Here is a 24,755-nt window from a genome sequence, read left to right on the forward strand (position 1 = left end):
TATTATTTAGCATTATATAAGTAATTTATTGCTAATGATACCTTAGGAAAATATTATCTATAATAAACAAAGTTATAAGAAAAGCCGTATATCTCTCAAGGTGACAGAAACCTATCCATAAAGAGAATGTACTCTTAACAATACTTGGCACATGAAGCATAATTTCAGTTTTAAAGAGACAAAGGAGCATAAAAATGGTTACATATTGGATTATTTTATTAGCTATCGCTGTAGGGGTAGTGTTTATCGCGGAAAAACTGAAACAACCTTATCCCACTTTCCTTGTAGTAATAGGATTAATTATTGGTTTGGTACCCATTCCTGCGTTGGGAGAAATAAAAAGTTATGCAGCCAATGATACCGTGTTTCAAACGACCGTTATTTTCATCTTCTTATCAGCTTTGTTAGGGGATGCAGCACTTAAACTTCCCTTTGATGAATTAAAACGTAATAAGAAATCGATTTCTTTATTAGCTTTTTTAGGTACATTTCTTACCTTCTTACTAGTTGCTGCTTCTACTTATTTTTTCTTGCACCTTTCTTTGCAAGAATCCTTAATTTTCGGTGCACTTATGGCAGCTACTGACCCTGTATCCGTTCTAAGCATTTTTAAGTCAATGGGCCTAAACAAGCGCCTCTCCATTGTGGTCGAAGGAGAAAGTTTAGCAAATGACGGAGTTGCTGTTGTACTATTTCAAATTGCTGTGGTAACTACTGCCTTGAGCTTAACAGGTACATTGAATGCGCTGCTTGAATTTCTGAAAGTTGTAAGTGGAGGCATATTGATTGGTGGAGTGTTTGGTTTATTAGCTTCTCGTATTACATCTAAGATTGATCATTATTTAGTGGAGACTGGATTATCGATGGTTCTATTTTATGGTACTTTTCAGCTTGCTGAACACTTTGACGTTTCTGGGGTAATATCTGTAGTAGTAGGTGGCGTAATCTTAGGAACTTATGGACGAAACGTAGGCATGTCAGATCTAACACATGAAAAAGTGAATTCCTTTTGGGAAACAATCGCCTTTCTCTCCAATGCGCTTATTTTCTTACTAGTAGGATTAGAAGTGAGTCGTATTGATTTTTTAGATAAAGGATGGCTTATCGTTGGAAGTATTCTTATTGTTCTTTTAGCACGTTTTCTCGCTGTCTATATAAGCTTAGCTTTTGATAAATCCATTCCAACTTCATGGAAACCTATTATTTCATGGGGAGGATTAAAGGGATCTCTTTCAATTGCGCTTGTTTTAGGCATTACACCCGAATTTGAAGGAAAAAATCTGTTATTAGCAATGACATTTAGTAATGTAGTCTTTTCTCTTCTTATTCAAGGAACAACACTAAAAAAATTAGTTTCATTTTTGAATGTAAAATAAAAGCCTATACTAAAAGAAAGCTGATGTTATGTTTGAAACTTTTCTTACACCCACTCGTATATCCATAAGGAACACCCTTACTCCTTTCTTAGTCAACATACAATAAATACGCGATAGAAAGCTTACAAGGAGGAATTAGATGGAATCAAGAATGAGTTGGTGTATTAAAAATCCTTCGTTTTATTTGGGAGCTGTTTTATTTCTCATCTTTGGTAGCCAATGCGTTATGGGATATATAAAAGAACATCAATTCTACGTTTTAGAGAGCATATTGAGTATCATAGGTGTTTTTATGATTGTTCTACCGTTGAAAAAGAAACTTGCTCCTCATTCACCAAAAAGCACTTAGTTATATGGGACTGACCCCTGATTTCGAGACAAGGATCCAAACACCTTTTAAACAGCCAGTTTTCGGTATTGTACCGGTGACTGGTTGTTTAGTTTTGTTTGAATACAGATATGGTTATAATAAGTAATGTAGCTTTCGACAGTTTGTTCTACGATGGCAGTCGTAGTACATGTTAACTCATCGAGGTAAAATGTTTCAGACTTTAGGGTGAAATGAAACGATTCAATTCAATTCTGTTATTTTGTTAGTAATAGCTTATATAGTGAGTTTTAGATTTAACAGAAAAAGCTAAAATCAATTAAGGAGCTGCTTGATAAAAAGAAATCCTTAATAAAATCATGTAGCAAAGGGGGGCTTTAATACGATTTCGGTATGAATAGGAATCTAGATCGTTACGTTTGTTTCCACATTTCAGGGCACATACTCCGGGTATAGATTAAATAGAAAAAGTAAAGAAGCAGAAAAAAAAAGAGATTATACAGCAAGATAGCACGCTGTGTAGTGTCTTTTTTCTGCCTTTTCGCTTTTATATAGACTAATAAGGTTTTATTTTTACACGAAGGTAGACACCTAAAGCGATTTTCACTTTACAAAGCTACATCATAGTCTAACTCTTACTTCCGTACCATCTGTAGCTTTGACATCTACTAGCACCATCCCCTTATGTTTCTTTAGTTCCTTGACGATAGGCTTTAGCACACTTTTATCTATTAGCGGAAAAGTAAAGTTCAGCTCTTTTCTTTTAAAATGTTCTTTTGTCCATTTATCTATATGCTTCTGGATAAATTTCGAAAAAGCAACGCTAATAGCAACGTTTAAAAGAGCATATGGAATTGGGATACTAAACCGAACTTCTTTGGTTTTCACTTTTACATGAATCATAAGCGCACCGTTATTCAATGATGACTGAAACGGTATCTCCGTTCGCCGATTTAATATCAACAATCTGGCCATCTAACTCGTTTTCAATTGCTTCAACAATCAGGTTTATGTCTATATCTTTTACATATTTTTCTGATTGAGGAATACTTGCTGCGATGCTGTGTCCAGCCATTAATACCAGCTTGACAAGCTTTATTGGCAAATTAACCTTCACATTATCATTTTCAGTTGAAACAACTCGAATTTTCAACGTTTTATCTAAATACGCATTCGGTTTCTTCAAAAGCTTATTGCCTGTTTCTTCTTTTTCTTTTAATACTTGAATCAGTTCTGATCCCTTTTCTGCATCAATTTTTCCTTCTTGAACCATTGTTAACACTTTTGTAATTTCCTCTTTCATAGACAATCCCCCTATTCTTCTTTTAAGAGCTTGATGGCTTCTTCTGCTGTAATTTCACCATTTTCTAACATAGACACAACTTTTTTCTCGTCTACTTCGTTTTTCTTCTTTTCTACATATCCAAGAGATGAAATGATGTCAGTCAGCTTTCCGCGAACAGTTGGGTACGAAACGCCCAGTTCTTTCTCAACTTCTTTGATATTTCCTCTGCATGTTAAAAACACTTCTACAAAATGAAGCTGATCACTCGATAAAGATGCCAGCTTAGATAATTCAAACTCATTTTCAATCGTCGTGTGACAATGGCTGCACTGTAGCTTTGTAATTTTTAACGTTTCACTGCAGACAGGACAATTTGTAAGTACTTTATAAGCCATAATCAAATCTCCTTCTTTTAGTTAATTTGATTATATAACAATTATTTAATATTAAAAACAATAAAATTAAATAATTTTAAATAAAAAATTAAATATAATAATTTATACTTCAAAAAAATCAATAAAATATTTTAAATCACGCACAATGAAAACTAATAAATATTTGCTGAATTAGATGCTTGAGGTTTAAAAAGACACATACAGCTATACAAAAAAGAGTACCTTAAAACCTTCCCCAAACCTAAAAAAACACAGACCATACAATGGTCTGTGTTTTTTATTAATGCGCTTTTTGTTCAACATTAACTCTCTTGATAAAGAACGAGATCACTAATCCAACAATGGAAACAATAATCGCAAAGACGAATGCATGTTGAACACCGTTGGTAAAGGCAAGAACTTGGTTTAATGGATCCATTTTATCTGACACCGTCTCAAGGAAGCTTCTTGAACCTGATGACAGAATCGAGATTCCAACAGCTGTTCCGATTGCTCCAGAAACCTGCTGCAAGGTGTTCATAATCGCTGTTCCATGCGGGTACAGCTCTGGTGGAAGCTGGTTTAAACCATTTGTTTGAGCTGGCATCATAATCATCGAAATGGCAATCATAAGCGCAATGTGTAACCCAATGATAAACCCTGTTGACGTTTCCAGCGTTACGGTTGAAAAACCATACATGGTGCCGACTACAATCAAAAGACCAGGAATAACTAGCCATTTGGGACCAAAACGGTCAAATAATCCGCCCATAACCGGTGAAAGAATTCCGTTAATCACTCCTCCTGGAAGAAGCATTAGGCCAGCGGCAAAGGTTGATAAAGCTAATGATGTTTGTAAGTACAGGGGTAAAATCATCATGGCAGACAGTAGTACCATCATGCAGACTAGAATTAATAAAAGACCAATTGTAAACATTGGATACTTAAAGGCTTTAAGGTCTAACATTGGCTCTTTCATCTTCGTTTGACGAATAGAGAATGCAACTAGTGCAACAGTTCCAATCACAAGAGTTAGAATAACCTGTAGACTTCCCCAGCCCCCGCCTTCTCCAGCGCTGCTAAATCCAAATACAATTCCTCCAAAACCTATTGTTGAAAGAACAACAGAAATCATATCGATTTTTGGCTTTGTTGGTGTGGTAACGTTCTGCATAAAGAAAGCTCCAAACACCAAGGCAACCACTAATAATGGAAGTGAAATCCAGAAAATCCAGTGCCACGTTAATGTTTTTAAGATTAAGCCTGATACAGTTGGTCCAACAGCTGGAGCAAACATAATAACAAGGCCAATGATCCCCATTGACTTTCCACGCTTATGCGGTGGAATAATAACAAGAATCGTGTTGAACATAAGCGGTAAAAGCAAAGCTGTTCCCACGGCTTGCACGACACGGGCAATCATTAGTACCCCAAACGTTGGTGCGATAGCGGCAATAAATGTTCCGATAATCGAGCAGATTAGCGATGCTATAAAAAGCTGTCTCGTCGTAAACCGCTGAAGAATAAAACCTGAAATAGGTACCAGAATTCCTAACGTTAATAGATATCCTGTTGTTAGCCATTGTGCCGTTGTTTCGTGAATACCAAAGCCTGAAATTAGCTCTTTTAACGCCATATTTAGCGCTGTTTCACTAAATAAGCCGATAAACCCGGCAATAAGAAACGACGTAATAATCGGCAGCACTTTGATGTTAGAGCCTTCGGCTGCTGTTTGTTGATTACTCATATTAAATTGTCTTCCTCTCTTTTACGTACTCTTTTTGATAAATTTTTTTCTATCTCAATGATAAGTTGATTAGCAGACAAACGATACATACCGATATAAAGATTAGTAATAAGTTTAAGACATTGTGCTGATTAAGCTTTTTCCTTCTCTTCTCTTTTGACCGGATTGCTTTTTGTCTTCTAAATTCGTTTCTTTCCACAGATACCTCTCTCTCCATTTCATTTCTAAATTACGTATGTAAACTGTTTCCCATTTATGTATATGCTTTTTCAATAAGCAAGATAGAACTAAAAAATGAAAAGAGGAAAGGCACATATTTATACCATTCCCCTGCACAAAGGAAAAATGAATTTCCACTTTGTATACCAGGAATATTGTAACACATCTATAAGTACTGTTTCTATCTAAAATATACTAAATAATGATATCTATATACCTAACTTAGTGCCCTGTGACAATTAAAATTTGTTTCTGTTATTTCATTAGCAATGACGTATATAGTCATTTTTGAATGTAATAGAAGTTCTGTTTATGTTCATTGGCTACTATGTATATTCTCTGCTTCATAACGTAATTTATAAAAATCCTGAACGAATGTGTTTTCTTCTAAAATGGATTCTTTCATTTTACGTAAAGTTCTTTTTCCTACACGACGGTCAAGCATACACAATATTTTTATTAACATATCATTCGACTTTAAAGATAATTCAATTGGTGAATTAAAATATTCCTCCAAAGCAGAAAAGAAATCATATTGTGCATAAATGCCTTCCGTTTTTAATTGTTCTTGAGCTTGTTCTTGGATTGCTCGATTATTAAAAACATTATCATAAGTAAAATCGTCTAACTGAATACGAATATCTCTTTCTCTATAATATTCTTCTTTTTCAGCAGTAATCGTACACATATTTAACATTTCTACTTTATCAACAGTTATGACAGCCCTACCTAACTGGTCATGTGCTTTTCGATAATTAATCACTTGAAAATCTACTCTTGAATGCAAAGATTCGCATACAAAACTCAGTAAACGTTTCTTTGCTTTGCTCCATTTTGGATGATACAGCAATAAACTCCCTCCCTTTCAACCTATTAAATTTTACCATTATAACATATCTGTGGTAGTAGAAAAGAAGTATATGCAAGAATTAAAAGAGCAAACTCTCTTACACGTGAGTTTGCTCTTTCTCTTCTTCATTCAAATTTCTTAAGTTTAACTTATTGTCCTATATCCTTCATCCTTTTAAGAGCTTTTCTATATTCTTGATCTCTCATATGCAGCATTTTATCAGGAGAAGGTTTAGGCTGGCCAAACTTTTTCAAAGCTTCTCTATACTCGCTGTCACCAATGACTCCATTCGAAACAATCTCTTTAGGCGAACGCTCAAAAACGGGAGTAGCTTTTTTACTGTGAACCTTTTCGGTACTCGGCTTTTCTTTATTTTTTTCTTTATCATGCGACTTATGAGCCAGCTTGTGTCCCTTACCTGTTAAAAACATCAAAAACGAGAGAATGAATACCACAATGCTCAATACACACGAAAACGTAGAAAAGGTATGATACGTAATGATTTCAGATTTTACATGTAGAGATTGCGTGAAATTTTCTTTACTAGCCACCTGGCTCTCTGCACTTACCGTTGCAAGGTGATCTTTATACACCTTTGCAAAAACAATACTGCTGATTACAGGAATGACCGCAGATACTGTCACTCGTATAAATTGAACCGTGACCATCCGAGGGACTAAGCTTGGTAGTGGTCCGCCTAAAGCAGCACCCATCAGACCTGCAGCGACTGTGAATCCTACTCCTGCGATTAAAGCGGCAAAGCTGATAATAAAGAGAAAAGCTGAAGCATGACCGTCCACATACATCCACTGTATGTTTACTCCCATAATAATGACGGCTCCTATAATACCTAATACGCCCGGCCCGACTTTATCATATAATACGGCACTTAATATGGCTGCAATTACTATCCCGGCAAAAAGCCCGATATAGATCAGTGACATCTCTCCTTTATCAAAACCAGATTCACTTTTAAGCAATCCTTGTAGGGATAAAAGAGTGAGACTCATACTAATATTTCCTATAACAGCGATTAAGATAGCGAGAGCTGGTTTTCGAGAAGCCACTAATCGAAAGGGAATTAAAGGATTTTTAATATGCCATTCTGCTATAAATAAAAAACATAAAAAAATGATGCTTCCTACTATGCCTATCCATACATAAGTAGATGCCCATCCTGATTTTTGGAGATTAAGTAATGTAAACGTAATAAATGCAGTAACCATAAACATTAACGCTGCACCGATGATGTCAAATGGTTCATGATGTTTTTGCTGTTGCTTGGCATGATCATTTGTTAAAAATTTGTAGCTAAAACCTATTCCCAGTAAGGAAAGTACGGCCGCTATATAAAATAACCATCTCCAGTGTCCGTAGCTTTTCACTAACATTCCGAGAAAAATACCCACAACGCTAGAGCCATAAAATCCGCCAATAAGAATCAGTAATGCCAAGTTCCGTTTCTGAATCGGAAAAGAAAGAACCAGCATTGGAATCATCATCATAAGTGCTAAACCCGTTCCTATCCCTTGTAAAAAACGACCAATTCCCATTCCTAAGAAGCTGTTAGAAGCAATACTTACGATAGCTCCTATAAGAAACAAACACATCGAAAGAACATAATTCCTTCTCTCCCCTAACTTGTGTCGAAGGATAGGTCCAAACGGAATACAAAATGCAAAGCTTATAACCCCTATTAAAACCGGTGTTATCGAAATATAAGATTGATTGTGAAACGTTTGTTGGAGAATGTCACGTATAGAATTTAATGACGTGTTTAACATTAAACCAGGACCAATAGCTAAAACTGCCAGTAAGGAAATCCCCCAGTGTTTTTCTATTTTCATACCACAATTCCTTTCTGCCTTTCATGATTGTAAAATATCTTTATTTGAACAAACTAAAAAATAAAGCTTCAGTAAGGAAGCTTTATTTTATTTTCTAAACCTGCCACTCGAATTGGCCCTAGAAGAGTTAAACGGGTTAATTTATCAGCCATAAATGCAGGGCTAAATTTCATATCGCTTTCTAACCAAGAACAAATGACACCTATATGAGCTGATGTAATATAGCTAATCAGGATATCTTTAGGAATATCCAGTCCATCCTCTTCTTCTCCAATCGAAGAGATTAGCTCTCCGTACACTCTTTTCTTTACAATTTCCGTCATATGACTTCTGAATTGAGGCAATCCTCGGTCACTTAGCATGACTTTAAAATAATCCGCGTGTTCGTAGATGAATTCAAAAAGCTTTAAAAAAGAAACAGACTCATCTTTTTCTTCCACTTCTGAGGAAACCTCGTTATTTTGTTTAGGCTTTACTTGCTCTATTAGCTCTTCTAGAACTTCATTCATAATCTGAACAAGAAAGTCTTGCTTATCTTGATAATGTAAATAAAATGTTCCTCGCGTTAATTCCGCTTTTTCCGTAATTTCTTGAATCGTAATGGACGTGACATCTTTCTCCTTAAGAAGTTCGACTAAAGCGTCTCTTAAGTATTTATTTGTTCTTTTTATCCTAGGATCTACTTTTTTTTTAGTCATAGTTGATCTCCTTGTATCACTTTTATTAAGACATACGATAGACTATTTAAACTATCCTGTATCGTCAACATACATTTTATACATAATGTAAACTAATGAACATCATGTATATTAAGTCTCACAAAGTATTGCCAATCTGTCAATATCAAAAATTGGGTAGCGTTAAAACATTCGTTAGACATGGATTGAGTGAACTCAAGAGTGTAATCTTTTGTAAAAACGTTCAAAAGAAATGGTATTAGAAATGAAGGAATAGTAAAAATTGATATTATGGAGGTGTTTTCTTATGAAAAAGTTTGAAGTAACGTTTCATTTAATCAATGGTGAAATCAGTCATATAGTTGAAACTAAATCACTTATTCGTGCAAAGAACTACATACAATATAGATTTGAAGATAAAAGTAAAGTATTGGACTTAGCAAATGACTTGGTACTCGTTAAAAGCAGCGTTCAATACTTTACCGTAGCTGAAAAAGAATAAGTAATGATATAAAAGGGATAAATGATCGAGTATGAATGGCTTGTTACACCGCTGTTAATTTCCATGCAAGGCTTCGCTTTTCGCAGGCGGCAAGTGAGTCTGCAGGAGTCTTTCGCCTTGCTATCCAATTAACGGCTACAAGCACCTACATTCACCCTCATAATAAAAAAATCCGAACAGTTTATCGTTCGGATCTTCCTTCCACTAAACTACTTTTAAGCTCTTTTCTCGCTATTTTTTCACCCAGTTATCATTACTATTTTTTTTGTACTTTGTTTTCACTGCATTCCACGCAACTTTATGCGCCGTAGCTTCTTCTTTGTATTCGTCACTCGCTGAGTTAAATGCTTCTTTATAAATTTCCTGAGCATGATGAGGAAGGTTATCTTTTACTCCATCAGGCAATTCTTTTAATGAATTGTAAGGCATATAGTATTCCTCCTTGAAAACGTCTTTTACTACTGATTTACCTGTTCTTAATGAGTATAAACATTTAATAAACTCTGAAAACGAATGGGAGTTTTGACTCTATAAAAAAGAACAGCACCTCTCTAGGAAGCCTGTTCTTCAAGTGAATCTAATTATCCTTTAAACATCAGCGGGGAAACGCCCTTACTTAAGTTCCATTTGCTTAAGGTAATCAATTCAATTTCTTGATCAGCAAAGAAACAAATACCTTTTGCATTTTCTACAGGATAGATTCTGCTCGTCATCACTTTCTCGCCTTCATTAATAAAAACTTCAATGGACGATTTATCGACAAAGAGATGAAGATGCAGGTGGTTATCATTTAATCCAACAGGTGCTTTTCTTACTCCTCCATCACCTTCACCTGAGTTATCGCGATTAAAGATAAACAAACTTTCTAATCTATCATAGGTTAAAAGCGTTTCTTGGTGAGTTTCGTTATCTGTTCGCAATTTCACTCCGAATTTTGAAGCGGCTTTTGCGTTAATTTTCACTTCAAGTTCGTAACAATCACCTGAAATACCTGCAAGTTCTTGTTCTCCACTAACGATAATATTTTTATACTGCACGTGATGTTGACGAAGCTGCTTAAGCTCTGGAATTGGTTTACTAATTATGTTCCCTTGTTTAATAGAAAGCTCACGCGGAATAGTCATTGCTCCTGCCCAATTGTATTTTTGTTCAGGCATGCAGCTTTCCCACATAGCCATCCACGCTATCATAATTCGTCTGCCATGTTCATCTTCTGTTGTTTGAGGAGCATAAAAGTCAAACCCGTAGTCTAAAAGTTGAAAATCTTCATGTTGAAGCAGCCCCGTTTTATAGTCTAATTTTCCTTTTATATATCCAGCTTGATGTAAGTTATGATAGAGATCTCCTTCTGGTTTTACTCCTTGAGGCGACATGACAAGCACGTCCTGTCCGTCGAGACTAAAAAGATCTGGACATTCCCACATAAAACCAAGATTCCCTTGGCTTTTGGCCATTATATTTATAAACTCCCAATCCATTAGATCTCTTGAACGATACAAAAGAACTTGGCCCTCATGATCCTTCGTGCGTGATCCAAGAACACAATAATAATAGTCATCTTTCTTCCATACTTTTGGATCTCTAAAATGATCAGGGTGAATATTCCCTTCAGGCACTGAATCAATAACTGGGTTTTGAACTGCTTTATTAAAATGAACGCCGTCTTCGCTTACAGCAAGACACTGAACTTGTCGTAAGTCCGTATCATAGTTAGCTCCCGTCCACACATTCCCTGTATACATGGCATAAAGCTTTCCATCTTTTTCAACTGCACTTCCTGAAAAGCATCCATCTTGGTCATATTCTTCACTCGGAGCAAGAGCAATAGGGAGATGTTCCCAATGAGTGAGATCTCTACTTTTTATATGCCCCCAAAACATTGGCCCCCACTCGGGAGAATATGGATGATGCTGATAGAATAAATGATACTCACCTTTGTAAAAGCAAAATCCGTTCGGGTCATTCATCCAATATGCCGGTGTAGACACATGGTATTGTAATCGCCAATAATTCTGATTAACAGCCTCCTGCTCGTTTAACACACTCTTCATTGCCTTTGAGATTTTTTCTTGATGTTGATTTTTTAATGTTTTCAACCGATTTCTCCCTGCCTTTCTCTACGTGAATGAGTTACGTGTGATAAAAAGAGATTAAAACGATGAATCAATCTCACAAACAATGGATTCGTAAGGTCGCAATTTTAGTTGATTTGGGTGTAATTCCAAATGATCGTAGTTCGATAAAATAACTTCTTTCATAGTAAAATCTAAGTTTAAAGCTACTTCTTTATGATCAAAGTTAGCGATTACCGCTATTTTTTTATTATTAAACTCCCTTGCGTAAGCCATGATTTGTAGACTATCTTCAAACAAATCTTCGTATTTACCAAAAGCGATAACCTCTGAATATGGACTGCTTTTTCTTAATTTAATTAAATTTTTATAGAAATAAAATAAAGAATTATCATCTTTTAAAGCATTCTCAACGTTAATAGAAGAGTAATTAGCATTTATCTCTAGCCACGGTGTGCCTTGGCTAAACCCTGCATATTGAGAATGATTCCACTGCATAGGTGTTCGGGAATTATCACGGCTGCGTCTCCAAATTGCTGCTAATGCTTCTTCTTTTGAAAATCCTTCTTTCAGCGCAGAGTGATATTGATCAATTGAAGCTAAGTCATTGTAATGCTCAATCGACGGATACTCTACATTTGTCATTCCGATTTCTTGTCCTTGATAGATGAATGGTGTGCCTTTTAGTAAAAAATAGACCGTAGCTAACATTTTTGCTGACGTAGGTCCTATATCTTCTGGTTTAATAAATTTATTTAAAGAACGAGGCTGGTCATGGTTTTCTAAATAAAGCGCTCCCCACCCTGTATTGTTATAGAACGTTTGACTATCAGAGATGGCTCTTTTGAAATCAAGCAGATTCCACTTATGCGGTTCATACCATTTTCCTTTTTTTCCTACGTCTAAATCGACATGATCGAATTCAAAAAGCATACTAAAATGTCCTTCTTCTCCCGCGTAAATAGGCAGTTCTTTGTGTGATACTCCAGGAGCTTCCGCCACAGTTAAGATATCATGTGAAGCAAAAGCTTCTTTACTTAGTTCACTTAAAAATTCATGAATGCCTTCTTGATTTGTTTCAATTACATTCATTTCACCATCCGAATTAGCAAAGTCCTGTCGTTTTTTTATAAATGTAATGGCATCTACTCGAAAGCCGCTAATTCCTTTTTCTAACCACCATGTGACCATGTTATAGACAGCATTTCGAAGATCAGGGTTTTCCCAATTAAGATCAGGCTGCTTTTTAGAAAATGCATGAAGATAATACTGTTCTGTTTGTTCATCATACTCCCAGCATGAACCGCCAAAAATAGATTCCCAATTATTAGGAGGGCTTCTATCTTCTTTTCCATCTTTCCAAATATACCAATCTCTTTTCGGATGATTTACATCACTTTTTGATTCTAGGAACCACTCATGTTCATCCGAAGTATGGTTAACGACTAGGTCCATAATAATCTTTATATTTCTTTTTTTGGCTTCATCAATCAGTAGATCCATATCTTCCATAGAGCCAAATTCTTCTGCAATGGCTTGATAATCAGAGATGTCATATCCGTTATCATCCATTGGAGATTGATAAACTGGACTTAGCCAAATAACGTCGATACCTAACTCTTTTAAGTAATCTAATTTTTGAATAACTCCTTTTAAGTCGCCAATTCCATCACCATTCGAATCGTAAAAACTTTTCGGATAAATTTGATATACAACTGCTTCTTTCCACCACTGTTTATTCATCGTTATAGCGCTTTCTGGATTCTTTCTTTCGCTTAGTTGAACCATTGCTTATCAGCTCCTATGTATTTATATTAAAATGATGTATATATTCTTCTGCTTTTATGGTATCGATACCATATGTAATTAAAAAAATTTATGTTATTAAAAAATCTGATATAACCCTTTATACCTCACGCTTCTATACTTACCTCAAACTCTTTGTTCTAGTATGCGATAAATAGCTGAATGTAGAGGAACTGTCTTCTGCTTTAAGGTAAATTTATTGTATTATATTATGGGAACGGTTTCAATTACTTTTCTGAAAATTTTTCAAAAAAGGTGAGAACTAATAGATTTAGCTCTCACCTTCATCTATTATCTCCTATCACGTTGAGCTTCGAACAACTAGCTCGATTGGGAGTTCAAACGTTTCTACTGTCGATTCAGAATCATTCAGCATATCGATCAGGATTTCCATTGCTTTAATCCCCATTTGATCAATCGGTTGTCGTATAGTTGTTAGCTTTGGATCTAACATTTGTGCAAGAGGTTGGTCATCAAATCCAATAATCGCCAAATCATTAGGTATACTTAGACCAGACTCTTTGGCTTCGATCATCATTCCTCCAGCAATTTCATCACTTCCTGTAAATATAGCCGTTGGGCGATCCTCCATTGACAGGATTTTTTTAACTACTTGTTTTCCGTCTTCAATACTATGTTGATTAACAAAAATCCATTTTGGATCCGGCTGAATTCCTGCCTCTTGAAGTGCTTTTTGATAACCTTGGTTACGGTCCTTGTCCTTACCTTCCTCAGCGAACAATCCACCTGTACAGTACCCGATTTTCCGGTGTCCCTTTTCAAGTAAATGCTTTACGCCTATATACGCACCCTTATATTGATTTAATCGAACGATTGGAACATTTGCGTTGTTTACATATTCGTTGCACAACAAAATAGGACCATACTCAGTAAAAGGCTCTATGAGACTCCAGTCATTTTCAATGGACGTCATAATAATTCCGTCAACTTGCTTTGTTTTCAGTAAATTTAAAAATGCTAATTCTTTCTCTTTATCTTCATTACTTTGAAAGATTAATACATGATAGTCCTTTTTATAAGCAACTTGTTCAATTGAATCGACTAAATAAGAGAAAAATGGATTTATAATCCTTGGTACAATAACACCAATTGTAGTCGTTACCTGTCCTCTTAACTTTCTTGCCGAAGGATTTGGCGTATAATTAAGCTCTTTCATTGCTTTTAGCACACGATTTTTTTTCTCTTCTGAAACATACGAATGATTGTTTATAACACGGGAAACCGTTGTTTTTGATAACCCCGATAATTTGGCTACGTCGTATATTGTAGGCATGTGTTTATCACTCCATCACTAACTGAAATCAGTTTCATACTTATTTTACGTTAAAAAAGAGGCAAAATGCAATGAATGAATTCGTTTGCAACTCTATACCATCTGTTCAATAAGAATACAGTAGAATCCCTATAGGTCTTTGAAACAGCCCTTTTTATATAAAATGTTTCATGATTAATAAATCAGTACATATCAAATTGTTTATTTTATATGTAAGAAATCAGTACCATATTAAAAAAACACATTACACTTAAACAAACCTTTTTTGGAAGGTATTTTTGTTAATTATTTTCTTGTTGACATATGAAATCGGTACCATATATAATACAATCAATCGAAAACGCTTTCTAAATAATATTTAGATACATAAACAGCAAAGGGGATTTAAATATGGAAAACAATAAACTTTATTGGAAACTAAGCAGTTTCTTTTTCTTATTCTTCTTATCTATTGCCTCTATTTTTACTTTTTTTGCTATCTGGTTGGGACAAAGCCTTAACCTTTCCGGAGCACAAACAGGTATTGTTTTTTCTGTAAACGCTGTCTTTACTATGCTTTTTCAACCTCTTTATGGATATATCTCTGATAAATTGGGGTTACGAAAGAATTTATTATACTTCATTTCAATTTTAGTTATTTTATCTGGACCGTTTCTAATTTTCATCTATCAACCTCTTTTAAACTGGAATTTTTGGGTAGGAGCTCTGACAGGCGGAGCTTATCTTGCCATCACCTTTTTAGCTGGAATCTCAGTCATCGAGTCATATATCGAAAAAGTTGGCAGAAAGTATGCGTTTGAATTCGGTCGTGCAAGACTTTGGGGATCAATAGGAGCTGCCGTTGCTGCTGCTATTGGAGGACGAATGCTTAATATTAACCCTGATATCAACTTTTGGATTGCATCGGGATCAGGCGTTATCTTATTACTTGTTATTTTCCTTACAAAAGTAGAAGTATCCACTATTGAAGAAAAGAAAGCAAAGTCCCTTTCTATTCAAGATTTAGGTAGCTTATTTAAACGAAAAGACTTCTGGATTTTTATGATTTTTATGCTCGGGACTGGCTGCATTTATAATGTTTTTGACCAGCAATTTCCTGTATATTATGCCTCCCTGTTCCCAACAGAACAATTAGGAAATCAAATCTTTGGTTACTTGAATGCAGGTCAAGTCTTTTTAGAATCCGGGATGTTATTAGTTGCTCCATTCATTGTGCGCAAAGTAGGTCCTAAAGGCGGTTTAATTTTAGCGGGAATCATTATGATTTTACGCGTAGTAGGTTCAGGGCTAGTATCCGATCCATACAGCATTTCCTTTATCAAGCTTCTTAACGCACCAGAGTTTGCCATTATCATCGTTTCTGTATTTAAATATCTGGCTACACATTTTGATACGAAATTCTCTTCCATCTTATATTTAGTTGGATACCAATTCGCAATGCAACTAGGAGCGGTTATACTCTCCCCTATTGTAGGAAACCTATACGATTCCATTGGCTTTCGTCACACATACTTAATCATGGGGGTTATCGTGACTGTCTTTACTCTATTTGGTGCATTTCTTTTAAGAAACAACAATCAAGCATCTAAAGATAATAATGATTCAAAGCTTACTGCTTAGAACAAGGAAAAATATTTATTAACTGTGATTCTCATAATTTTGAAAGCCCTTGCTAATTTTAGCAAGGGCTTCTTTTTGATGAGTTTCTTCTATTAATAATATATGGAACTAAAGTATATATCTTTTCAAAAGAGTTCATGGATAAAAACAAAAAATAAAACGCTTTCATTTTTTTATTCTATTAACTCATTTCCTTTGTTAGAATGAAATTATAGGGATTATAGCAGAAGGGCAGATGGGACATATGAGTACAAATCTATTGATCATTTTAGGGGTTATATTTCTGACAACAGTTGCTATCACTATTTTAATTAAGATTCCTGAAGAGGAATAAACTACATCATAAAATAAAATAAAAAGCCACCTCATTCTTTTGATATTAAAAAGTGAGATGGCTTTTTCGAATTTTAAGCATTGCAAAAGTTTAAGAAAGATTAGGTCTATAAATAATTATAGCATATTAATTGAAAGGTTGTCATACAATTTTAGATAGAAAGAATCCCCTTCTAGTAAGGTATATACGTAAACATTGTGTGAAAAAACAAGAATTTTATTATGTCGTTGCTGTACATACTACATTTTAAGGAATTCATATGATAGTTAATTAAAAAAGAACTCTACTTATGGGAACTAATGATATAATTACCTTTAATTGTATAATAGGTGATTTTGTTGATAGAAGATTTATTTGGAGGAACACTACCGTTTTTGCCTTCCAAGAAAACAATTGCTGCTAAAAAGAAACTTAGTCTATTAAGTAAGCAAGAATGGTTTAGAACTACTTAACTGAGGAAGGATCTACGAACAATGAAAAAATCGAATAAAGATCATTTACTTTGGAACATGTTAAAGCTGTGGATTTCTATACCTAGAAATATTCGTGTAGCATTTCTTTGGGCTTTTATTTTAGGAATCTCTTACTTGGGGTGGGGCAAGCTAGCCCACAGATTTATTTAGCATTAGTGATTTACCTCTACTAAAATTCATTTTAAGCAAACAAGAAGACTAGAAAAGATAAAAAGCTGAACTAAGTATAAAATTAAAGGAGCACTGTCTTGAGTCGTTTTATAAAATTAGTTGTTACTTCCCTTTTATCTACTGCTATTTTTGGTGCTGTCTACGGGATAATCAGCTTAACACCTGAAAGTGAAAAAGAACCTAATATTTATTACTTCAGCTTTACAGATACATTCGTATTTACATTTATGTATACTTTACCCGTTTATATAGTTGTTGGAATTATTTGTTCCTATCTAATTGATATGCTAGCACATAACAGGCAGACAAGAAAAATGTACTTGTCTAAACTCTTAATGTACTCGTTAGCAGGAATAGTTCCTGGTTTAGCATTTTACTTTCTGTTTGAAGGAATTCAGTTAGATTATCAATTGTTATTTTATTTTTTTGCCCTGGGTATTTTTGCATCTAATACTTTTTATCATGTTTTGCTACTTATAAATAAGGTTTTTAATAAGCAGAAAATTTAATGAAAGAACCTGTAGCAACGATGAGCATTTCTGTTGTTGGAGTCTCTCTGATTTTTATTTCGTAAAGAATTGTTATAGTAAAAATATTCACTAGTCCTATGTTAAACTGTACATAGAAATATCGATGAGTCTGGAGGCAAGGTAATGAAACGTGCAATAGGAATATTTCTTATTGCTCAAGCTTTATTAACGTACTTAACTATTAATATGATTTATACTCCTTATACAACTACAACAGTGAATAACAATACGGGAGCAGTGACAGTTTCGTATAGTTACCCTTGGGTATATTGGTTAGGTTTTATTGGCTTGGGCATTATGCTTATAGTGGGAACATATTTAGTTTTTGCCAAAGAAAAGAAGCAGATCTTTAATTAAAGATCTGCTTTTGTTTCTATCGACAAATTACATTATAATACATACGTCTTTATAAGGATTTTGATATATAATGAACACTAAAAAAGAATGATTTCAGGAAGAGGAAAATGTGTGAAACGTAGTCGTTTGTTGCTTTTATCGTTAATGAGTAGTTTGTTAATTATTTCAGTATCGTTGTTCCAGTGGGATCTGGTTGATATGATAACGGAATTTTTAATGTTGCCTGTTTGGTTATTTGTATATGCCTTCTTTATCATCATAACTGTATGGGCATTGATTCATCTTTTTAAAAATAGAAAGTGGCAGCCGCTTGTTATTCAGCTCATTACTATTATATTATGGTTCTTCTTTCCCTTTACTCAAGTCAACTTGGATTTGAACTTTAAAATCCATCAAGAGAAGAGAGAAGAAGCTGCGGCTAAAATAGAAAATGGCATGATTAAACCTAACGTACCCGATAGTCCATCACTTATTCAATTGCCAAAAGAGTATACTCAATTGTCTAAAGGCGGAGGCGACATTGAAGTAGAGACAAAAGGAAAGTCGACATCAATTCTTTTCTTTACGTACCGCGGGATGCTAGACAATTTCTCAGGATTTGTTTATGACCCAAATGATCATAAACCTTCAAAAAGCGATTTTGACGGAGATTTTAAACAGATAGAAAAAGTACATAAGAACTGGTATTATGTATCTTCTTATTAAAAATAGATACTACTTAAAAACTAGCCCCAAATCGTTAGACACTGTCTGACAATTAGGGCTAGTTTTTAATTTTCATTCTTTACTTCAAGCTCTCTACTTCAGAATGCCGTTTTTTATCTACACGGTCAAAGTAAGCTTGTTCAAGAATTTGCATATAATCAGCCTCGGTAATTAAGCGGACGTTACTTGGCGTTGAGTTGTTTTGCATAGCCAACTTTACAATGCTCGGAAAGTCTTCTTTCTTTACACCCTCTAGCTCTTTTAATTTAGGAATATTTAATGATTCTGTTAATTCTATAATTCCTTGAATTAATTTTTCAACAGCTATTTCATCTGAATCTAAATCTTTGGCAAAACTCATATACCTTGCTAATGTAGCATGCAGCTGCTTATTCTCCATAGAATTAAATCGTAATACGTATGGTAAAAATACTGCGTTAGCAACTCCATGCGGGGTATCATAAAGTCCTCCAAGCGCTTCTGCTAGGCAGTGTACCGAAGCAACATCTGCAGATCCGAAACACAAGCCAGCTAAGAGACTTCCTTCCAGCATATCTTGACGAGCCGCTTCATTTTTACCATCTCGGAAAACGATAGGCAATGCTGAAACAATCGTTCTCATTGCTTGAGCCCCAAGCGCTTGTGATATAGGATTTGTTACTTTACACGTATAACCTTCAATCGCATGAACGAGTGCATCAATGCCAGTCGCAGCCGTAACAGAAGGAGGAAGACTTAATGTTAGTTCAGCATCAAGAATCGCCAAGACAGGTCTTAATGAAGCATGTTTGAGCGTCATCTTTCGATGTGTAGATGCTTCCGTAATTACAGCAGACCGAGTAACCTCTGAGCCCGTACCTGAAGTAGTTGGAATACAAATAACTGGTGCGACGTTTGAATACAGAAGTCGGCCGTCTGCATAGTCAGATGGTTCTCCGCCGTTTGGGCCGCACAGCGCAATAGCTTTTCCCGTGTCCATCGCACTCCCGCCACCAATGGCAACAACTGCATCCGCACTAAAGTCATGAAATAACTTAGCACCTTCCAAGCAGTTCGTATCTCGAGGGTTTTGTTCAATTGAATCAAATACCAGCACCCGGTAACCAGAATCCTCCAGGGAAGTTACAATTGGTGAAACTAATCCTGCACGAACTACACCAGGGTCACTCACGACTAAAATTGATGAACCAATATTTAAAGATGTCAGCATTTCTGGTAATTCTCTAGCTTTCCCCATTCCTACCTCAATTTGAGTAGAACAAAAATAGTTATAAGATTTCATTTATACCCCTCCCGTTGTCTAAAATCAAATACATATCTTAAGAAGTACTAGTTTTTAAAATTTCATCATGGCCGGTAAGCTTACTTATTCCACTCTGAAGCTAATATACCCATAAAATATGTATCTACGTATTTCCCATCCACATAGGCATGGTTTCTTAATTTTCCTTCGGTAACAAAACCAATCTTTTCATATAGTGCAATGGCCTGTTCGTTTATTCCCCTTGTGGTTAAATAGATTTTATTTAGACGAAGCTGTTTAAACCCTAGATCAATCATTTGCTCCATAGCCATTCGACCATATCCGTGACCTCTAGATTCTGAAGATAGGAGAATTCCTATACTAGCTCTTCCATGTGCATAGTCTATATCCTTCAGAAATACCCATCCGACTAATTCTTTTTCATTGCTTTCAATTCCTAAAATTAAATCGTTGTTCATTCTTTTGTTTTCTACTTCTTGTACCACCTCTTCATAAGTTAAAGGTGTTCTGCCTATCATTCGTATTGCCCGTTCATCATTTAACCATTTATGTAAGTATTGAATGTGAGTAGTTTCAAATGGCGTAAGATGTATTCTTTTTGTACTCATTGATTTATCTTCTCCTTCTAAAGAAATGCAATCACAAATTACAATTCATTCCATACTTGATTCCATAAATATCGCTGACAAAGGTAAATGTGTATTTCTACTTACGATATACAACAGCCAAATTAAAATAAGTAGGTGCATAATTGAATGAAGCCATTAATCTGTTTAAATAGAACACTTTTGTATATAATTCTGGAATCAATAAAAAAACCCTCTCTTACATTTTACGTATAGTTAATCTTTGTTTTTAATTAGGGTTAATTCATCGGTTTGAGCTATTAAATCAATTTTCTCTAATCTGAGGTTGGTTCTTCTAATAAACCCCATTACGTTAATCCGATGTAATAGAAGAAGGATTTTTACTTTTTAAGGTAGAATAGTTCCTTAAAGAATCATAAAGGAGTTGATTTCATGTCTAAACAAACAAAAGATAGAAAAGAAATAAAGCTTTTGGATTCTCAACTTTACTTATGTGAGGAAATTAGAAAGCTGTTGAGGAAAAAAGAAAAAAGAAGTCTAGCCTTTGAACAAGAGTATACAGAACATGATATATTACACATTGCTTTAAACAGATTAATGAGTGAGCTAATCTCTAGACATTAAAAATTTCATCTATTATATTTGATATTATTCGAAATAGATACGTTTAATATAAAAATAGACAGAATATTTCATTAATATCTTTACTTTGTAAACGTTTTCGTTTATACTAAGTATAGGTTGGATGGCATGAGTGGCTGTCATAGTATTTAGCGTAGGCGGGGCTGATATGAGGGAACAGGGCATAGAAGAAATGTCCTTTTTTTGTTTGGGCAACATTTGTTAGAAACTAGGAAATGTTATAAAACTTCTTTCAAACGCTTTTTTTGTTTCATATGCCCTATCCAGTCTAGAAATTGAAAAAGACCACCTCTTCCCAGTCAAAAGAGGTAGCTTTTTTTAAAAATTGAATGAACAGTAGTCATTAAATAATGCTTTATTGCTTCTTGAGTAAGTTGCTTAACTTAAGAAATGGTATTCGTAGACAGCATATTAACCGCTTTTTCCAACAGTAAAATATCTTCTTCAACCATTCTTTTCATATCATCGAGATCAAGTTGAATATATTCTTCTTTTAAACGTTCTAATTCCCTGACGAACAGGGATCCCGTATAGTACCTATAATTTGTCACTACTATTTATCCCCTTTGTATGCTCTTACTAGATGTAATTCCCCTTTATTCAGATTAACAACCAATAAATGCAAAATTTTTTAAAAAAATCCTTCCCTGATGTAGGCAAAGGATTTTTAACTTGATTAGAATAGGAAAAATATGTTATTAACGTGGCCAGATTTTTAGTTTCATATACATACAACGTTTTATCGTTCTACTTTGATGTTAAATCAAATTTATCTTCTTTCCCATTCCATTTTATTGTCACGTGATAAGGAGCGTTGCTGCTTTGAGTCGAACACCCGCTGCAGCTTCCATTTAAATTAATTTTCCCTTCTGTCTCGTCATCCGTACCTGATAATTTGCTTGTTTCCCCTTCAACAACATAAGAAACTTTTCCTACTTTCTCCTTGTCTTTTCCTTTATAGATGATACTGCCTTGCCCATTTTCAGTATTCTCTCCTTTATTTAAAAGATATAAAGCTTTCCAATGATCTCCTTCACCTTCGAAACGCACACTTTCTTCTTTGCTGCCACAGCTACCCAATACTAATAAAAAAATAGATATAAGTCCTAAAAACAAAAACTTCCTTTTCAATTTAAATCCTCCTACACGATAAAAAAGCACCCAACTATCCTATTAGGTGATTTTTTGTTAGTATCTGTTCTTTTTTTCAAGTAATTTAATTAATCTATCATTTTGTTTCACTATCGTTCTTAGCTTAGCTTCTAACGAACATAAAGTGATAAAGACGGCTATAAATCCTATAATGACAAAAAACATATTAGCTGATATCCCCCATACATCATTTTATTTTCAGAACAATATCTATATAATAACATTTTTTCTATATTTTATATCATAATGTTGTTTCTTAGTTAACATAATAAATAAAAGGAATAGGAAAGTGTTCTCTTAAAGAAAACCTTCAGGGCCGCCATTTAAACGTTCTAGCTATACCAAAATACAGAATGAATTTGCCTTCATCCACGAACTCAACAGCTTTCCTTTATAATAAATACCCTTTCTCTAGCTAATAATAAGTAAGTAAAATATGTATATACTATAAACTAACACCATTCTTAAAAGTATGATGGTTACGAACATCTACCTATAATTGAGCAATGTTTCTATCTAAATCATGGTTTCTCTTCTTCTATTAAAGGGAATTAAACCCTAAAAGTGAACCTTAAAAGGAGACCACCATGGTTACAATTGAATCAATTATAATAGGTATTGTTTTTATCCTCATTCAATTATACGCATTAACGATTGTCGAACGTTCTCCAATCGGGGAGCAAAAGCTGCTCTCATTATCAGGCGGTGTAGCTATTGCTTATGTATTTATTTATATCTTACCGACGCTTCATAAGAAACAAGAAGAGTTTGGAGGATCGCTAGCCCTTGATACTGAACTATATTTTCTTGGTCTTCTCGGCTTACTCGTCTATTTTTCAGTGTATTCATTTGCTCAGACAAAAGCAGCCACTCACCTAACGGAACTGACCGTTTATATGGTACAGGCTAGTTTTTTTATGATTTATTCTTTTATCATTTCTTATGTCGTGTTTTCAACCGATGTTAAGCGAGTTGAATCAGTATTCTACGGACTGGCTATCAGCCTTCATTTTATCGGGTGGTCTTACCATCTAGGAAAAAAACATCCGCGCTTACACAAAACTAGAGGTCGCTATATGCTTGCCGGAGCAACTTTTCTTGGGTCAATTTTGGGCGTCTTTGGCCCCTCATCAGGCCTGCTTATTGAGTCGATGATTGCTTTTAGTTCAGGTGCAATGTTATTTAACGTCATCAGTAAAGAGCTCCCTTTTGAAAAACATGCGCATTTGCCAACCTTTTTAATCTCATCTCTTGTCTACGCGGCTACAATGATTTCGTTAAAAGCTTTTTTCAATTGGTAGTTGCGTGCGCGTGTTTTTACAAAATAAAAAGAGCAGCCTTTAAGGCTGCTCTTTTAAAGTATGGTTTTTATTACTAGATATACTGCAGCAATCGATGCAAGAACGATAAGCACATTTAAAATGCGATGTTGAGTAGCTAAGTGGCCCCGCTTCATTTCTGCACGAGTCAATGGTTTATTTTCATCGTGATTTCCACTCACTCTGTTACATCTCCTATCCTGTTTAGGTATTGGTTCTACTAATTTAAGCAATAAGCTGATCTTTGTCAGCTGCTTCTTCCTTTTTTATCTTCCCTCTACATAAGATATAGAAAACACTGAACATAACAATCGACCAAATAAGGTTAGCTCCTGGCTCAGTGTTAGCTACCTTAAACAAACTCGGTATAGACCCGAAAACAGAATCATTCGTTGTAAGGAACAGAGCGAGAAACATGTTGTTGGCTGCGTGTGCGCCAATGGTAATTTCTAAGCTTTTTGTTTTAACCGCGATATATGTAAGAGCAAAACCAGCTACAATATAATCTAGTCCCACCAATATAATGGATTTATTCATTTCGGGATTAGCAAAATGACCTATTGAAAACATTAGCCCAACAATAATAGCAAGTAAAATTGGACGCTTCACTTTCTTACTCACCCATTGAAGAAGAAGTCCTCTAAAAAACAGCTCCTCCGTTGTTGTTTGAATAGGTACTAACAAAAGCGTAATCAGTACTAACAGGACATACTCTTTTAAACTTACATGATTCCATGAATAATCCGAGTGGTTAAACACGACATCAATTAACTGTGAAACGATTAGTAACAGACTAAAAGCTCCAAAAGACCATATTACTTTCTTCCAGTTCACACGTTTGTTAGCAGTGATTAGTGATTTCATTTTTCGTTTGTGAATAAAACGAATCCCGATCCATAAACCAAAAATCCAGCATATGTACATAATATGAGACAACAGAAAATCAAGATTAGCATTGATTCCTACAGCTAATCCGCTATCAAAATCAACATATGATTTTCCACTTTCATCAGCTGCAACCATTATCATTTCAGCAATAATATAAATAATGGATCCTAACAGCATAAACACAGAAGCAAGGATTGTTGTACTTACATAACGCTTCCAGCTATTTTTTCCTTCTTCCAAATTTAAATAGTTTTTCATTTTATTCTTACTCCCTCAGCCTTCTCTTCTCAACTACATCGTTCTTCTCTACTTCGTTGTTGTCTAGGCAATGTAAAA

At 34.9% G+C, this 24,755-nt stretch carries 26 protein-coding genes and 1 pseudogene; 9 read left to right on the plus strand and 18 right to left on the minus strand.

All coding sequences use genetic code 11. The features are described 5' to 3' along the window. Positions 1–194 precede the first annotated feature (194 nt). Together CEQ83_RS17870 and CEQ83_RS17875 are read left to right on the plus strand one after the other, a co-directional pair. Positions 195–1,376, plus strand: a complete 1,182-nt coding sequence (locus tag CEQ83_RS17870) for a cation:proton antiporter (RefSeq protein ID WP_098999680.1) — start codon at positions 195–197, stop codon at positions 1,374–1,376. A 139-nt stretch (positions 1,377–1,515) separates the two neighbouring features. Continuing rightward, a complete protein-coding gene (locus CEQ83_RS17875; RefSeq protein ID WP_028414856.1) occupies positions 1,516–1,725 on the plus strand; it encodes a hypothetical protein in 210 nt (69 codons plus the stop codon). 47 nt (positions 1,726–1,772) lie between these two features. Here CEQ83_RS17875 and CEQ83_RS17880 read toward each other — a convergent pair. The 8 genes and pseudogenes from CEQ83_RS17880 to CEQ83_RS17915 form a co-directional block, all read right to left on the minus strand. Continuing rightward, positions 1,773–1,952, minus strand: a pseudogene (locus CEQ83_RS17880) (IS3 family transposase); the annotation flags it as partial. A gap of 373 nt (positions 1,953–2,325) precedes the next feature. Then, on the minus strand, positions 2,326–2,607 hold the full coding sequence (locus CEQ83_RS17885; protein WP_108674859.1) for a hypothetical protein: 282 nt from the start codon (positions 2,605–2,607) through the stop codon (positions 2,326–2,328). Positions 2,608–2,617: 10 nt separating this feature from the next. Then, positions 2,618–3,007: an SHOCT-like domain-containing protein gene (locus CEQ83_RS17890; RefSeq protein WP_016766321.1), complete on the minus strand. Its 390-nt coding sequence runs from the start codon at positions 3,005–3,007 to the stop codon at positions 2,618–2,620. An 11-nt stretch (positions 3,008–3,018) separates the two neighbouring features. Further along, positions 3,019–3,384: a DUF2089 domain-containing protein gene (locus CEQ83_RS17895; RefSeq protein ID WP_028409887.1), complete on the minus strand. Its 366-nt coding sequence runs from the start codon at positions 3,382–3,384 to the stop codon at positions 3,019–3,021. Positions 3,385–3,664: 280 nt separating this feature from the next. Further along, complete coding sequence (locus CEQ83_RS17900) at positions 3,665–5,110, minus strand: DHA2 family efflux MFS transporter permease subunit (RefSeq protein ID WP_028414859.1); 1,446 nt, start codon at positions 5,108–5,110, stop codon at positions 3,665–3,667. 535 nt (positions 5,111–5,645) lie between these two features. Then, positions 5,646–6,179 carry an SF0329 family protein gene (locus CEQ83_RS17905; RefSeq protein ID WP_098999679.1) on the minus strand — a complete coding sequence of 178 codons (534 nt, stop codon included), beginning with the start codon at positions 6,177–6,179 and terminating at the stop codon, positions 5,646–5,648. A gap of 149 nt (positions 6,180–6,328) precedes the next feature. Then, on the minus strand, positions 6,329–8,026 hold the full coding sequence (locus CEQ83_RS17910; protein WP_028414861.1) for an MFS transporter: 1,698 nt from the start codon (positions 8,024–8,026) through the stop codon (positions 6,329–6,331). A gap of 68 nt (positions 8,027–8,094) precedes the next feature. Beyond that, positions 8,095–8,724, minus strand: a complete 630-nt coding sequence (locus tag CEQ83_RS17915) for a TetR/AcrR family transcriptional regulator (RefSeq protein WP_028414862.1) — start codon at positions 8,722–8,724, stop codon at positions 8,095–8,097. A 286-nt stretch (positions 8,725–9,010) separates the two neighbouring features. Between CEQ83_RS17915 and CEQ83_RS17920 the strand changes: the two genes are divergently transcribed. Beyond that, entirely contained in the window at positions 9,011–9,205 is a 195-nt protein-coding gene (locus tag CEQ83_RS17920) for a hypothetical protein (RefSeq protein WP_028414863.1), read from the plus strand. A gap of 231 nt (positions 9,206–9,436) precedes the next feature. Here CEQ83_RS17920 and CEQ83_RS17925 read toward each other — a convergent pair whose 3' ends face one another. The 4 genes from CEQ83_RS17925 to CEQ83_RS17940 all read right to left on the minus strand — a co-directional run bounded on the left by CEQ83_RS17925 (position 9,437) and on the right by CEQ83_RS17940 (position 14,377). Beyond that, positions 9,437–9,634: a ChaB family protein gene (locus CEQ83_RS17925; protein ID WP_098999678.1), complete on the minus strand. Its 198-nt coding sequence runs from the start codon at positions 9,632–9,634 to the stop codon at positions 9,437–9,439. Between the two features lie 152 nt (positions 9,635–9,786). Further along, positions 9,787–11,301 carry a glycoside hydrolase family 32 protein gene (locus tag CEQ83_RS17930; RefSeq protein ID WP_028414865.1) on the minus strand — a complete coding sequence of 505 codons (1,515 nt, stop codon included), beginning with the start codon at positions 11,299–11,301 and terminating at the stop codon, positions 9,787–9,789. 54 nt (positions 11,302–11,355) lie between these two features. After that, entirely contained in the window at positions 11,356–13,065 is a 1,710-nt protein-coding gene (locus CEQ83_RS17935; RefSeq protein WP_081732912.1) for a glycoside hydrolase family 13 protein, read from the minus strand. Between the two features lie 319 nt (positions 13,066–13,384). Further along, the gene (locus tag CEQ83_RS17940) at positions 13,385–14,377 is read right to left on the minus strand and encodes a LacI family DNA-binding transcriptional regulator (protein WP_155017453.1); all 993 of its coding nucleotides are present in this window, start codon (positions 14,375–14,377) and stop codon (positions 13,385–13,387) included. A gap of 390 nt (positions 14,378–14,767) precedes the next feature. Here CEQ83_RS17940 and CEQ83_RS17945 point away from each other — a divergent pair, with 390 nt between their 5' ends. The 4 genes from CEQ83_RS17945 to CEQ83_RS17960 all read left to right on the plus strand — a co-directional run bounded on the left by CEQ83_RS17945 (position 14,768) and on the right by CEQ83_RS17960 (position 18,567). After that, positions 14,768–15,997, plus strand: a complete 1,230-nt coding sequence (locus tag CEQ83_RS17945) for an MFS transporter (RefSeq protein ID WP_034328168.1) — start codon at positions 14,768–14,770, stop codon at positions 15,995–15,997. Positions 15,998–17,052: 1,055 nt separating this feature from the next. Continuing rightward, positions 17,053–17,484: a hypothetical protein gene (locus CEQ83_RS17950; RefSeq protein WP_028414868.1), complete on the plus strand. Its 432-nt coding sequence runs from the start codon at positions 17,053–17,055 to the stop codon at positions 17,482–17,484. Between the two features lie 144 nt (positions 17,485–17,628). Beyond that, positions 17,629–17,862 carry a hypothetical protein gene (locus CEQ83_RS17955; protein WP_028414869.1) on the plus strand — a complete coding sequence of 78 codons (234 nt, stop codon included), beginning with the start codon at positions 17,629–17,631 and terminating at the stop codon, positions 17,860–17,862. Between the two features lie 111 nt (positions 17,863–17,973). Beyond that, the gene (locus CEQ83_RS17960; protein ID WP_028414870.1) at positions 17,974–18,567 is read left to right on the plus strand and encodes a hypothetical protein; all 594 of its coding nucleotides are present in this window, start codon (positions 17,974–17,976) and stop codon (positions 18,565–18,567) included. 79 nt (positions 18,568–18,646) lie between these two features. Here the strand turns inward: CEQ83_RS17960 and CEQ83_RS17965 are convergent, their stop codons facing one another. Together CEQ83_RS17965 and CEQ83_RS17970 are read right to left on the minus strand one after the other, a co-directional pair. After that, the gene (locus tag CEQ83_RS17965; RefSeq protein ID WP_028414871.1) at positions 18,647–19,849 is read right to left on the minus strand and encodes an iron-containing alcohol dehydrogenase; all 1,203 of its coding nucleotides are present in this window, start codon (positions 19,847–19,849) and stop codon (positions 18,647–18,649) included. Between the two features lie 80 nt (positions 19,850–19,929). Next, complete coding sequence (locus CEQ83_RS17970; protein WP_028414872.1) at positions 19,930–20,439, minus strand: GNAT family N-acetyltransferase; 510 nt, start codon at positions 20,437–20,439, stop codon at positions 19,930–19,932. A gap of 411 nt (positions 20,440–20,850) precedes the next feature. Here CEQ83_RS17970 and CEQ83_RS17975 point away from each other — a divergent pair, with 411 nt between their 5' ends. Then, positions 20,851–21,042, plus strand: coding sequence for a hypothetical protein (locus CEQ83_RS17975; protein WP_028414873.1), 192 nt, complete (start codon positions 20,851–20,853; stop codon positions 21,040–21,042). 401 nt (positions 21,043–21,443) lie between these two features. Here CEQ83_RS17975 and CEQ83_RS27195 read toward each other — a convergent pair whose 3' ends face one another. Then, positions 21,444–21,611, minus strand: coding sequence for a hypothetical protein (locus tag CEQ83_RS27195; protein WP_165573610.1), 168 nt, complete (start codon positions 21,609–21,611; stop codon positions 21,444–21,446). A 196-nt stretch (positions 21,612–21,807) separates the two neighbouring features. Beyond that, positions 21,808–22,191, minus strand: coding sequence for a hypothetical protein (locus CEQ83_RS17980; RefSeq protein WP_028414874.1), 384 nt, complete (start codon positions 22,189–22,191; stop codon positions 21,808–21,810). Positions 22,192–22,799: 608 nt separating this feature from the next. Between CEQ83_RS17980 and CEQ83_RS17985 the strand changes: the two genes are divergently transcribed. Beyond that, a complete protein-coding gene (locus tag CEQ83_RS17985; RefSeq protein ID WP_014458832.1) occupies positions 22,800–23,513 on the plus strand; it encodes a hypothetical protein in 714 nt (237 codons plus the stop codon). 53 nt (positions 23,514–23,566) lie between these two features. Here the strand turns inward: CEQ83_RS17985 and CEQ83_RS27200 are convergent, their stop codons facing one another. Together CEQ83_RS27200 and CEQ83_RS17990 are read right to left on the minus strand one after the other, a co-directional pair. Further along, a complete protein-coding gene (locus CEQ83_RS27200; RefSeq protein ID WP_014458831.1) occupies positions 23,567–23,713 on the minus strand; it encodes a hypothetical protein in 147 nt (48 codons plus the stop codon). A 43-nt stretch (positions 23,714–23,756) separates the two neighbouring features. Then, entirely contained in the window at positions 23,757–24,677 is a 921-nt protein-coding gene (locus CEQ83_RS17990) for a CPBP family intramembrane glutamic endopeptidase (protein WP_155017454.1), read from the minus strand. Positions 24,678–24,755 lie beyond the last annotated feature (78 nt).

Origin of the sequence: Priestia megaterium (genome assembly GCF_009497655.1) — a bacterium.
GTDB lineage: Bacteria > Bacillota > Bacilli > Bacillales > Bacillaceae_H > Priestia > Priestia zanthoxyli.